This is a genomic window from Achromobacter sp. HZ34 (assembly GCF_002209485.1).
Taxonomy (GTDB): domain Bacteria; phylum Pseudomonadota; class Gammaproteobacteria; order Burkholderiales; family Burkholderiaceae_B; genus Bordetella_C.
This window is the reverse complement of record NZ_NJIX01000002.1, coordinates 432,116-444,313: the sequence shown is the minus strand read 5'-3', so window position 1 is coordinate 444,313 and position 12,198 is coordinate 432,116. Positions and strand designations below refer to the sequence as shown.

The following is a 12,198-nucleotide window of genomic DNA, read 5'->3' as shown; positions in this document are numbered from 1 at the left end:
AGTGAGCGCGACGGCTTAGCGAGGGGGACGGGAGAACCAACCGGCTATCGTCTGGCCCAACGAGGAGAAGAACAGGGAGAAACCGCTGATGGGTTTGGCCTGTGGAAAGGGCGGCGGCGCGCCTTTGAGGTGGCGCTGGCCCCCGGAAGCGCTGGCCATGCGCAGCCCGGCTTCGTAGCCCGCGGCGTGCCCCGACTGGAAGCCGTCCTTGAAGCCACTGACGTAGTCTGCAGTGGATGCGGCTTGGGTCATGCCGGTGTTCGCGATCATTGGCGCAGGCGAAGACGTAGCGCCCGCGGGACGGCCCAGGTAGTCCTCTCCCGTGGCCGCGGCGTGCGCCTTCAACTGGCCGATACGGCTTTCCAGGTTGCGTGCGAACTGGGACACGATCTGGTTTGCGACGTTCTGGATAAGGCCCGCGCCGCGACCGTATTGCGCCACCGCGCCGGACAATTGCAGCTGCGTGTCGATGATGACCTTGGCCCCCGTTGCGCTGGGCTGCATGTGGAAGTCGATGTCGGCACTGGCGGTGCCGCGGCCCTTGGCGTCGGCGCCGCTGGCTTGCAGATGCGCCTTGTGGCCGTCGTTGTCGATCTGCGTGAACACCGCATCGCACACGAAGGTCAGGCGCACCGGCCCCAGCTGCACGGATATCTTGCCTTGGAACGAGCCATCGCCACGCTTTTCCACCAGTTCGGCGCCGGGCATGCAGGGCACCATGGATTTCACGTCCATGAGCCAGGGCCAGGCCTGTGCGGGGGGCAAAGAGACTTCAAAGTTGTTCGAGAATTCCATCGTCGTCCTGGCGGGCAGAAGGGCTGTCGTCCGCACGGGCGGGGGACGACGCGGTGGCGTTGAGTCGTTCGTAGACGTCCAGCGGCGTGATCGGCAGTTGCGTGATCGCGCCCGGCTGGCGCAGGGCGTCGTCCACGGCGGCGGCGATGGCCGCGCCGACGGCATTGGTGCCGCCTTCGCCGGCGCCCTTCATGCCGAGCGGATTCAGCGGGCTGGGTGCGTCTTCCGTGATCAGCACGTCGACCTGGGGCATTTCATGCGCGGTGATCATCAGGTAGTCGGCGAAGGTGGTGGACAGGGGCTGCCCGTCCTGGCTGTACGTAAACTGTTCGTACAGCGCGCCGCCCAGCCCTTGCGCCAATCCGCCGATGATCTGGCCTTCCACCATCTTCGGGTTGACCGCCCGGCCGACGTCATAGGCCACCAGGTATTTCTCCACCTTGACGCCACCGGTGCCGGCATCCAGGACGACCTGGGCGATATGCACGCCGTAGGGATAGTTCATGTGTTCGCTGTAGAACCATCCCTCGGCGGACAGACCGGGTTCGTGGCCGTTGCTGGTCTTCTGGCTGGGGTGGTAATAGCGCGCCACTTCCGCCAGCGTCATGCGGCGGCTGTCGGCCGCATCGAGGAACTGCACCGCGCCCTCGCGCAGCGTCAGCCGCGTCGCCTCGACATCCCAGGCCAGCGCGGCGGCCGCGATCGCCTTGGCGCGCACCTTGCGCGCGGCGATCTGCGTGGCCGAGCCCGACATGACCGTTACGCGCGAGGCATGCGCGCCGTTGCCGAATTCGATCTGGTCCGTGCGGCCCTTGATGACCCGCACGTGCCGGTAGTCGGCGCCCAGTTCGTGGGCGCAGATCTGCGCCAGGGCGGTTTCCATGCCTTGGCCTACCGACCCCGCGCCGGTGACCAGTTCAATGGTGCCGGTCTGGTCCACGGTCAGGCGCACGAGATCCGAGGGGCCCAGGCCGGACTTCTCCACGAACATGGCCAGGCCGATGCCGACCTGTTCGCCCGCGGCGCGGCGCCGTTCGGCATCGCGCTGGATACCGTCCCAGTCGACGCGGGCGAGTGACTTGTCGAGCAGGCCGGCGTAGTCGCCCGAGTCCAGCACGATATCCACCCCCAAGGCGTCGAGGGGCCGGGTGTACGGCATCTCCGCCTTGTCGATCAGATTGCGCCGGCGTGCCGTGATCGGGTCGATGTCGGCAGCCTGGGCAATCGCATCCAGCAGGCGTTCGCGCACGAAGGTGGTTTCGTAGCGGCCAGGCGCCCGGTATGTCGCGGCGGGGGTCTTGTTGGTCAGCCGGAAATGGCCGACACCGCGATAGGCAGGTACCAGATAAGGGCCCAGCAGCAGGCCGGTGGACATGTCGGCCACGCGCGGGCCATGCGTGCGCACATAACCGCCCTGGCTATGGAAGAACTCGTTGTCGATGGCCAGTATGCGGCCCGACTCGTCGATCGCGGCCTTGATGTGGTGGTACTGTTCGCGCGAATGGTTGGTGGCCAGCAGGTTCTCGCGCCGGTCTTCCACCCATTTCACCGGCTTGCGCAGGCGCAGCGCGCCCAGGCACACCAGCACGTCCTCGGGATACAGTTCGCCGCGCACGCCAAAGCCGCCGCCCACATGGCCCTCGTAAAGATGCATGCTGGCGGGTGCCCGGCCCAGCATCTTGGCCATCTCGTCGCGATTCCAATGGGATTTTTTCGCGGCGCCGAACATTTCCAGGACGTCGCGGCCGGCGTCATAACGGGCCACCGCGCCACGGCATTCCAGCGGCACGCCGCTGTGGCGGCCGACGGCCAGTTGCAGCTCCACGGTGCGCCACGCGCTGGCGAAGGCGGCGTCGACGTCGCCGTAGCCTTTACGTATGACGGTGGGTTCGGTGTCCAGGCCCGGCAGGAATTCCCCCGGCGTATCACGGGCGTCCAGCAAGGCCGGCAGCGTTTCGATGTCCGGCGCCACCATGTCGGCCGCATCCTCCGCGACGTAGGCGTCCCGGGCGAACACCACCGCGATGGGATCGCCCACATACCTGACGTGGGTCTGCGCCAGGATGTGCTGGCAGTAGGGCTCCAGCCCCTGCACCTTGGTCGCCCGGAAGGGGATGGGCGGAATGTCGGCTACATCCTGGCCTGTCCAGATGGCGACGACGCCGGGCAGCTTCAGCGCTTCCCGTACATCCACGCCCAGCAGCCGTCCGTGCGCCACTTGCGATCGCACCACCCGCATATGCAGCTGGCGCGGGAAATTGATGTCGGCGGCGAAGTTGCCTTCCCCGCGCACCAATGGAGGATCCTCCAGGCGCGCCACGGACTTTCCGATCACGGCATCTGTTGGCGCGGGGTACTCATCGAGGCGCTCCGGTTCGGAGATCGTCCGCTGTAGTTCTTCGAGACTACTCATGCCTGCTCCCGGGCCAGCGCCTCGCGCGCCTGCTTCACCGCGGCCAGAATGTTGACGTAGCCCGTGCAGCGGCACAGATTCGAGGAAATCGCGTCCTTGATCTCGTCGTCGGAGGCGTTGGGGTTCTGCCTGAGTACGCCGAGCGCCAGCATGAGAAAGCCGGGCGTGCAGAAACCGCATTGCAGGGCGTGCTGGTCCATGAATGCCTGCTGCAACGGATGCGGTGCGCCGGCGCGCGCCAGGCCTTCCACGGTTTCGACGCAACGGCCATCGGCTTGCGTGGCGAACATCAGGCAGGATCGCAGCGGTTCGCCGTCGACCAGCACCGTACAGGCGCCGCACACGCCGTGTTCGCATCCGATGTGCGTGCCGGTCAGGCCGCAATCGTCCCGCAGGGCATCGACCAGGGTGCGGCGCGGTTCTACCTGGATGGGGAAGGTCTCGCCGTTGACCTGCAGTACAACGTCCATGTCGTTCAACTTCACGCCTCATCCCCTTTCGAACTGTCCGCGGGCAGGGCGCGTGGCAGCGTTTGTTGCAGTGGCCGTTGTAATGCCCGTTGTAGCGCTCGCTGCACCACGGTGCGCACCAGGCCGCGCCGGTACTGGCGTTCTTGCGGCGTGGTATCCATGGGCTCTACCAGCGCCGCGGCGCGGTCGGCGACCGCGAGGATCAGCGACGGGGTAAGTGCCTGGCCTGCGCACATGGCCTCTGCCTCGCGCAGGCGGCGGGGCGTGCTTTCGACGCCGCCCACGCCTATGCGCACGTCGGTGACGCGTTCGCCTGCGCCACGGGTATCGCCTGTGCCTGTGCCTTTGCCGGTGCTGCCGTCACCGTCGATGCCCAGTACGACCAGCGCCATTGCCTGGGCAAAATCACCGGCACGGCGGCTGAACTCTTCGAAGCCCCAGCGCGCATTCGCCGGCAGCAAAGGCAGCGCTACCGATTCCAGCAGCTCGTCCGGCCGCAGGGCAGTGGTCATATACCCCTGGAAGTAATCCGCCGCCGCGATGTCGCGCGGGCCGCTAGTGTGACTGCGGGCGCGCATGGTGGCGTCCAGGGTGACTGACACCAGGCACCACTCCGAGGCTGGGTCGGCATTGGCAAGGCTGCCGCAGAACGTTCCCCGCGTCCGGATGGGCAGGTGGGCAATATGCTTGACCACGCCACTGAGCAGATGGCCCAGCGGGCCGGAAGCGGCCGGCGCATGGAAGGCCGCGTGGCGCACCCGGGCATGGATACGCAATGCGCCGGCGTCTTCGATCAACGCGCCCAATGCCTCGATGCGATTGATGTCGATCAGGTAGGCAGGCTGCGCAAAACGCAAAGCCATGGCCGGGACCAGCGTCTGGCCTCCGGCCAGGATGCGGCCGTCCTGGTCGGCGACATCCGCGAGCATCAGCACCGCCTGATCGACAGACGTGGGCTCGTATAAGACAAACCGGCCGGGTTTCATGAAGCGCTCCGAAGGCCTGAAAGGGATGACACTGCCAGATGACGGGTGTCTTTGGGGAGGGGGAAGGACCCGATAAGGGTATTCCATTACCCGTAAAAAGTATCCATAATGGAATAATAACCAAAATTGGTACGACGCAAAAGCGTTTTTGGACCTCTCGCCGACTGCCTTCCCTGGCGGCAAGGGATAACCCGATCTTTCAAGGATGGACCATGCTGCTTCCTCACCACGGCCGTTACGCTTATCGCCCCATCGGTGAACGCCCCCGCTACGCTTGGCCCGAAGGCAAGCGCCTGGCGTTCTTCATCGGCGTGAACATCGAACACTTCGCCTTCGGTGCGGGTTTGTCGCATTCGCTGTCGGTACCGCTGCCCGCGCCGGACCAGCGCGCGTTCGCGTGGACGGACTATGGCAATCGCATCGGCGTGTGGCGCATCTTCGACATGCTGGACAAGCTAGGGCTGCCGGCATCGCACAACATCAACACGACCCTGTTCGAATATGCGCCGCAGATCCTGGAGCGGATCAAGGCGCGCGGCGACGAGGTGATCGCGCACGGCCGCACCAATGCCGAGCGCCACGGGGGCATGTGGGAACGCGATGAAAAGCGTTTCATCGAAGAGGTGCGCGATGAGATCGCGCAACATTGGGGGCAAGCGCCGTCAGGCTGGATGGCGCCGTGGATGTCCGTGAGCAAGGTCACGCCGGACCTGCTGCAGGAAGCCGGTTTCAAATATCTGATGGATTGGCCCGCCGACGACCAGCCCGTGTGGATGAAGACGCGTGCGGGCCGCATCATGTCGGTGCCGTATCCCTTCGAACTGAACGACTCGCCCTCCATGCTGGTGCGGCACCAGAGTCCGGACGAGTTCACGCGCGCGGTGATCGACCAGTTCGATGAAATGCTGGAGCAGAGCGAAACGGAACCGCTGGTGGCCAGCCTGGCCCTGCATGCCATGATCGTGGGGCAGCCCTACCGCCTGCGGGCGCTGCGCAAGGCGCTGGAATACATTGCCAATCATCCGCGGCGCCAGCACGTCTGGTTCACCAAGCCTGGCGATATCTATGAGCATTGCGCGGCGCTGCCGGCCGGGACAGTCCCCGAACCCTATGATGCCTGAGTGCGATGCACCGGCCGGGTAGTGGCGTCCCGGCCGCCGGCCCCAGGGAAAATTCCGCCCCGGGGCATCATCGATCCGGATTCCAGGCTTATTTCCTGGCTTATCTGGCCAGGCGCTCCAGTTCCAGGTTGTCGATCAGGGCATCGATGCGACGTTCCAGTTCCTGTGACGCGGGCACCATGGGCAGGCGATGTTCGTTGCTCTCCAGCAGCCCGAGCCGTTTCATCAGGTATTTCAGCGGGATCGGGTTGGTGTCCCAGAAGATCATCTTCATCAGCTCGAACAGCTTGAAGTGCAGGGCGCGGGCCTCCCGCAGCTTGCCGTCACGCACCAGGTTGCACAGCTGCGCCACGTCGGCGGGCGCCACGTTGGCCACGGCATTCATGGTGCCGGTGGCGCCCAGGCACATCATGGGGAAGGTGAATTCCTCCAGGCCCACGAAGACGCGGAACTCGGGGCCGAAGCGATGCAGCATCTCGGTGACGAAGGAATGGTCGTCCACCGCGTGCTTGATGCCGACGAAATGCGGCACGGCTTCGGCGATCTGCTCCAGCGTCGCCAGGTCGGTCTTGAACGCCGTGCGACCGGGGATGTGATACATCATCATGGGCACATCCACGCGCTGGCCCAGGTCGATGAAGTAGGCCGCCACGCCGCGTTGCGGCGGCCGGATGTAGTAGGGCGTGACCACCAGCAAGCCGTCCACCCCGGCGCGCGCCGCGTGCTCGGTCAGCGCCACGCTTTCGGCGTGCGACTGCGAGCCGGTGGCCGCCACCACCTGCAGCCGGCCGCGCGCGGCCTGCACCGCGACAGTCACCGCCTGGTTGCGCTCCTCGATGGTCAGCGTCGAGGGTTCGGAGGTGGTGCCGTTGATCAGCACGCCATGCGTGCCGTTGCGGGCCTGGAAATCGATCAGGCTGGCCAGCCTGTCGTAGTCGACCTGGCCGTTCCTGAACGGCGTGACGATAGGGGGAATCGAGCCCTTCAAGGCCTCGTTGTTCAATTCGATCATCGTGGGACTCCGGCGCTCAGGCCGCCTGGCGATTGGTGATGAAGCCTTCCTGCTTGCCCAGCACAGCGGCGGGGTGATGCAGGTCTTCCTGCCACAGCAGGGATTCCATGAAGATGTTCAGCGGCTGGTCCTGCACCGTCAGCTCATAGACGTAGTCGTCATAGGAGGCGTGGTTGTGTACCGCCCAGCCCGGTGCGGACAGCATCAGGTCGCCGGCCTTCCACTCGTAGCGGTTGCCGGCCACGCTGCTGTAGCCGCTGCCGGAGAAGTAGTAATTGATGGCGGCCGAGACATGGCGGTGCGGGCGGTCGATGATCTTGGGCGGCCGTATCGTCATGGTGGCGAAGAAGTTCGGCGTGATGCCGTTGAAGCGGCCGGTGGCCGGGTTGTAGTACATGTACAGGCGCCGGCCCACATAGTCCTTGCCCAAGGCTTCCAGCTTGTCCAGCTGCGGCTTGACCTTGTCCCAGGCGAAATGCAGGGTACGCGAATCCACCGCGGTCGGATTGATCAAGGTTTCGTAGGGCATCAGCAGGCCGCCATCGTCGGTGATGGGGAAGATGCCGAAGGGGTTGCGACGGCGCGGATCGTCGGACGCCTCATGCTGGCCCGTGCCGACGCGTGCATCCATGGACGGCTGGCCATCGGTCACGTACACGTCCATGAATTGCAGCAGGGGCACGTTCGAGTACGTCAGGCGCACTTGCAGGTCGCGGCCGTCGTTGTAGTGGCTGTAGGGCGTATAGCTGGGATGGTTCCACACGTCGTATTGCTTGAAGGCCACCTTCTGTCCACTGACGTCGGTGACGCCCTGGCCGCGGATGCAGAAGTTGACTTCGGTGGCGTTGTGGCGGAACGGCGCGCTGCGTTCGCCGGGCTTGAGCACCGATAGGCGCACCTGTATGCCCGGCGCCATGCCGGGGGCAAATTCGCGCGCGTTGGGGTGCGCGATCAGCGATTCACGGCGGCCCGACGCCGGCAGGGGCAGGGAGGCCAGGCGCTCGACCTCGGCATCGATCTCTTCCTTGGTGACGACGATGGGCGCCCACTGCGTGTTGTGCGATGCCGGCGGCTCGCCGCCACAGTCGATGAAGCGTCCGTTGATCCGTTCGAATGCGCGGGTAAATTCACTCATGACGATGTCTCCAGAATTGATATCGAGGTTATGCGGGGTCGAAGGGGCTCAAGCAGGCGTCCGGTATCGGCGCCGGGAAAAAGCGCGGTTCGCTCTTGAGTGGCTTGGGAATGGCACGGCCGATGCCCTGTTTGCGCGCGCGCCGCAGGATTTCCGTGCCCAGGGCCACGTCAGACAAGCCCATGCCCATGGCCTTGAACAGCGTCAGGTCGGCGTCGGCGGGGCGGCGGACGTCGTCCTGGATACGTTGCGACAGGGTCTGCACCGCCTGCCAGTCGTCGCCATAGCGAGTGCGGAATTCGCGCGACAGGCGTTGCACGCTGGACAGGTCATCCACTGCCACGACGGCGGTCCGGTCGAACACGTCCTGCTGGAATTCCTCGCGGTCCGGCGCAATGGCGCCGATGGCATTCAGATGCGCGCCGCGCGCCAGCATGCCGGCCGCGACGAAAGGCTCGCGTGCGCGGGTGGCCAGGGTCACTACGTCGGCACCGTCACAGGCGGCGGCCATGCTGGCGCTGGCGCTGACACGCAGGCCCCGTTCGGGAAACGCTGCCGCGATGCGCGCGGCAAAAGCTTCGCGCGACGCGGCCGTGGGGCTGTAGACGCGCACGTCCCTGATATCGCGCACGGCAAGCACGGCGGCGATCTGCGACAGGGCCTGTTTACCGGTGCCCGCCATGGCCAGCACCTGGGCATCCTCGCGCGCCAGCCAGTCGGTGGCAACGCCGGTGGTGCCGCCGGTGCGCATATTGCCCAGGGCGAAGGCTTCGATGACGGCGGCCAGTTGGCCGTCCGCGGCATTCCACAGCAACAGCAGCGGGCAGGTGCCGCCTTCGGTATGGGTCCAGGTCTTGGTGCCCACATAGTCGCCCAGCCTGGCGCCCAGCGCATGCAGGTTGTTGGGGCCGAACTGCAGCATGGTCTTGGGCATGCTGGCGGCCTTGCCCTGTGCCTGCAGGCGCAGTCCCGCGCTGAGGGCGGGAATCGCCTCGGCCAGCGTCAGCAGCGAAGTCACCTGGTTTTCCGTGATCCACACGGGTTCTGCATTCGTCATGATCGCGTTCCTTGGGAGGAGGCCTGTGCGTCCTCGGTGTGGTCCTGGCCGCTGCCGAAGCCGTCTTCCCAGATCGAGGGAACCGGCGGCCGCAGGCCGAAGGTGTTCACCACCAATGCGTGTGTGATGTAGCGGCCCGCCAGCATGGCGATGGCCACGGCCTGGTCCGCGGGCAGCAGCGCCACCAGGGCTTCGAATTCAGCGCTGGCCCGCAGGCCACGCGTTTGCACGCTGGCCAGGACGTAGCGCTGCACCGCGCGTTCGGCATCCGTCATCAGGGGAGCCGTGCCGGGCTGCGGGTGTGCATCGGGCTGCAAACGCTCTACCTCGCGCACCCATTCACGGCCAAGACCCAGGCGCACGCATAGCCGCTCATGTTGATTGCGTTCGTAGGCGTTTTCCATCAACGTCGCCGTGGTCAGCACCGCCACCTCGGCCAGGTTGTCAGGCAGCGCGCCCTTCAACGATTCCGTGAAGCGCATGAAATCCAGCAGGGTGTCGGGGGCATGCGCGCACACCTGGAACAGTTCGCCCAGGTATCCCAGGCGACGCACGCGGGGCGTCAGGTATTCGGCCAGGTCGGGCCGCATGTCGTCGAGTTGCAAGCGGGGGATGTTCTGGCTCATGGTCGTCAGTCGAGTGTGATGTGATATTCGTCGGCCAGCTTTTTCCACTTCACCAGTTCGTCGCCGATCTGCTTCTGCAGCGCGGGGCCGTCCATGGTCAGCGGTACGAACAGGCGGTCCGACAGTGCCTGCTGCGTGGCCTTGTCCTGCGCCAGCGCCATGAATTCCTTGCGCAGCCGGTCGACGATGGGCTGCGGCGTCTTCGCCGTCACGAAGAAGCCCAGCCACACCGCGAAGTCGTAGTCCTTGAAGCCGGGCAGTTCCGCCAGCGCGGGCACGTCGGGATGGAAGGGCACGCGCTGGCGGGTGGCCACGGCCAGCAGCTTGATCTTGCCGGTCTTCAACTGCGGGCTGATGTTGGAAATGGCGTTGAAGATCACCGGCACCTGGCCGCTGAGGCCGTCCGTCAATGCGGGCGCGCAGCCCTTGTAGGGCACGTGGACCATGTCGATGCCGGCGCGATGGGCGAACTCGACGCCGGCGAAATGCTGCGCGGTGCCGGTGCCGCAGGACGAAAAGCTGAGCGTGCCGGGATGCGCCTTGCCGTAGGCGATCAGCTCCTGCACGCTGTTGACCGGCAGTTTGCTGCTGACCGCCAGCGCCACGGGCGTCTCGGCGATGGCGATGATGGGCGTCAGATCCTTCTGCAGGTTGAAGTTCTGCGCGACGCCCAGCGCGGCGTTCACCGTCATGGTGTTGTTGCCGACCAGGATGGTCTCGCCATTGGGGGCCGAACGCACCACGTAATCGGTGGCGATATTGCCCGACGCGCCGGCGCGGTTCTCCACCAGGAAGGTCTGCTTGAAGATCTCGCCCAGACGTGGCGACAGCATGCGCCCGATCACGTCGGTGCTGCCGCCAGGCGGAAAGGCCGAGACCATCGTCACGGGATGCTCGGGGTAGGCGGCGTGGGCGGTGCCGGTCAGCAGCAGCGCCAGCCCGCATTGCAGCGTCCAGCGGCGCGCCGATTTCCGCAGCCGGATAAGAGGGTCCGTCATGGTTGTCTCCTGGTTTTTGCTTGTGTTTTTTGCTTGTGTACTTTGCATCCACGCGCGGGCTTCTATCCCGATCGGTTGTGCTATCGTAGGGACGCAATCAACGTGTGTATAGATTGATTTACAATCAATCAACCCCATGCTTCGTTCTTCCCCTGATGCCGCGCGCCTCAGGGACGTCATTCGCGTCGCTGCAGGCGCGTCCCCTGATCTACAACGCCGGGCCTTGTGCCGCCGGCCGGGATATCACTGTATGGATAGTCGACGCAAGAAGGCGCCCGACGCGGACCGCCGCAATGCCGGCACGCTGGTCGATGCACAGACCGCCATCGAACGCCTGGGCATCAAGATGCAGACGCTGTATGCGTACGTCAGCCGGGGTTGGGTGCGGGCCGTGCCGGCGGTGGGCGGCAAAGGCAATCTGTATTACGTGGAAGACCTGGATGCCCTGGCCGCGCGCGGGCGCGGACGGTCCATGGCCGGCGCGGGCGCCGAACGCATGATCCGCTGGGGCGGCAATGCCGTCATGCAGACATCCATCACCGCCATCGGTCCCGAGGGCCCGCGCTATCGCGGCAAGCCCGCGGCCGAGCTGGTGCATCACCATCGCGCCTTCGAAGACTGCACCGAGCTGCTGTGGAACGGCATGCTGCCCGATACCTCGGCGGTTTGGCAGCCGGCGCGCCCTGGCGCCGGTTTCGAGGCCCTGGCACAAGGCATCGCGCAGGTGGCCAGGCGCAATCATTCGCGGCGTTTGCTGTCTGTCGCGGTGGAGGCCTATGCCGCCAGCCTGGGCCGCAATCCCGAATTGACGCTGGGCGCGCCGGTGCTGGCCGCGCGCCAGTTGATCCAGGCCATGTCCGCCGCCACGGGGCTGTTGACCGCGACGCCCAGCTACGCGCTGGACGATGCGCCGCAATCGATCGCGCAGATCCTGGCCGCCAATCTTCGGGTGGGCGACAGCCCGCAGAACCTGCGTCTGCTGGACGCCGCGCTGATCCTGAGCGCCGACAACGAACTGGCGCCCGCCACCTTCGCGGCGCGTATCGCGGCATCGGCGGGCGCGGACCTGTTCTCTTGCGTGACCACGGCGCTGGGCGCTTTCGAAGGCATGTTGACCGGCCTGGGCTGCGAGCAGGCCGAGTCCGCGCTGGTGCAGGCAAGCTCTTGCGACGCCTACCTGGATCACTTGAAGAACCTGCTGGCGCGCAAGAGTCCCGTGCCGGGCTATGGCCATCCGCTGTATCCGGACGGCGATCCGCGTGCCACCTTGCTATTGGATCTCGTGCGGGAAGTAGGGCCGGCCGGCAAACGCGGAGAGATGGCCTTGCAGGGCGTGGATCACGCCTGCAACGAATGGGGCCTGAAGCCCAATCTGCCGCTGGCGCTGGCGGTGCTGTCGGCGGTACTGGACGCGCCGGTGGGGGCGTCCGGGGCGTTGATGTCGGTGGGGCGGGCAGCCGGTTGGGTGGCTCACGCCCTGGAGCAACGCCTGGCAGGATTCCTGGTGCGGCCACGGGCGCGCTACATCGGGCCGTCCTGAGCGGGCCGAGGCATGGTGCCGGGCTTTGCGGGCCGCCGCCGTGGG

At 66.0% G+C, this 12,198-nt stretch carries 11 protein-coding genes; 2 read left to right on the top strand and 9 right to left on the bottom strand.

Annotated features, from left to right (window positions below; genetic code table 11):
• Positions 1 to 15: 15 nt before the first annotated feature.
• Genes CEY05_RS08745 through CEY05_RS08730 form a run of 4 tightly spaced genes read right to left on the bottom strand, consistent with a single transcriptional unit; the run spans position 16 to position 4,664 of the window.
• Entirely contained in the window at positions 16 to 735 is a 720-nt protein-coding gene (locus CEY05_RS08745) for an SRPBCC family protein (protein WP_233161431.1), read from the bottom strand.
• A gap of 37 nt (positions 736 to 772) precedes the next feature.
• Positions 773 to 3,208 carry a xanthine dehydrogenase family protein molybdopterin-binding subunit gene (locus CEY05_RS08740; protein ID WP_088598100.1) on the bottom strand — a complete coding sequence of 812 codons (2,436 nt, stop codon included), beginning with the start codon at positions 3,206 to 3,208 and terminating at the stop codon, positions 773 to 775.
• On the bottom strand, positions 3,205 to 3,693 hold the full coding sequence (locus CEY05_RS08735) for a (2Fe-2S)-binding protein (protein WP_369825904.1): 489 nt from the start codon (positions 3,691 to 3,693) through the stop codon (positions 3,205 to 3,207). The genes CEY05_RS08740 and CEY05_RS08735 overlap by 4 nt, the downstream gene beginning before the upstream one ends.
• The gene (locus CEY05_RS08730) at positions 3,690 to 4,664 is read right to left on the bottom strand and encodes a xanthine dehydrogenase family protein subunit M (RefSeq protein WP_158219295.1); all 975 of its coding nucleotides are present in this window, start codon (positions 4,662 to 4,664) and stop codon (positions 3,690 to 3,692) included. The genes CEY05_RS08735 and CEY05_RS08730 overlap by 4 nt, the downstream gene beginning before the upstream one ends.
• Before the next feature lie 212 nt (positions 4,665 to 4,876).
• Between CEY05_RS08730 and CEY05_RS08725 the strand changes: the two genes are divergently transcribed.
• Positions 4,877 to 5,785: a polysaccharide deacetylase family protein gene (locus CEY05_RS08725; RefSeq protein ID WP_088598098.1), complete on the top strand. Its 909-nt coding sequence runs from the start codon at positions 4,877 to 4,879 to the stop codon at positions 5,783 to 5,785.
• A 100-nt stretch (positions 5,786 to 5,885) separates the two neighbouring features.
• Here the strand turns inward: CEY05_RS08725 and dapA are convergent, their stop codons facing one another.
• From dapA to CEY05_RS08700, 5 genes are read right to left on the bottom strand one after another with little or no spacing between them, the layout of a single operon-like run.
• A complete protein-coding gene (gene dapA, locus CEY05_RS08720; RefSeq protein ID WP_088598097.1) occupies positions 5,886 to 6,797 on the bottom strand; it encodes a 4-hydroxy-tetrahydrodipicolinate synthase in 912 nt (303 codons plus the stop codon).
• A 16-nt stretch (positions 6,798 to 6,813) separates the two neighbouring features.
• Positions 6,814 to 7,932: a cupin domain-containing protein gene (locus tag CEY05_RS08715; RefSeq protein ID WP_088598096.1), complete on the bottom strand. Its 1,119-nt coding sequence runs from the start codon at positions 7,930 to 7,932 to the stop codon at positions 6,814 to 6,816.
• A 28-nt stretch (positions 7,933 to 7,960) separates the two neighbouring features.
• Positions 7,961 to 8,989 carry an ornithine cyclodeaminase family protein gene (locus CEY05_RS08710; RefSeq protein ID WP_088598095.1) on the bottom strand — a complete coding sequence of 343 codons (1,029 nt, stop codon included), beginning with the start codon at positions 8,987 to 8,989 and terminating at the stop codon, positions 7,961 to 7,963.
• Positions 8,986 to 9,615: a hypothetical protein gene (locus CEY05_RS08705; protein ID WP_088598094.1), complete on the bottom strand. Its 630-nt coding sequence runs from the start codon at positions 9,613 to 9,615 to the stop codon at positions 8,986 to 8,988. The genes CEY05_RS08710 and CEY05_RS08705 overlap by 4 nt, the downstream gene beginning before the upstream one ends.
• Positions 9,616 to 9,620: 5 nt before the next feature.
• Positions 9,621 to 10,613, bottom strand: a complete 993-nt coding sequence (locus CEY05_RS08700) for a tripartite tricarboxylate transporter substrate binding protein (protein ID WP_158219294.1) — start codon at positions 10,611 to 10,613, stop codon at positions 9,621 to 9,623.
• A gap of 250 nt (positions 10,614 to 10,863) precedes the next feature.
• On the opposite strand from CEY05_RS08700, the gene CEY05_RS08695 reads away from it, so the two are divergent.
• On the top strand, positions 10,864 to 12,153 hold the full coding sequence (locus tag CEY05_RS08695; RefSeq protein WP_158219293.1) for a citrate/2-methylcitrate synthase: 1,290 nt from the start codon (positions 10,864 to 10,866) through the stop codon (positions 12,151 to 12,153).
• Positions 12,154 to 12,198: the final 45 nt, after the last annotated feature.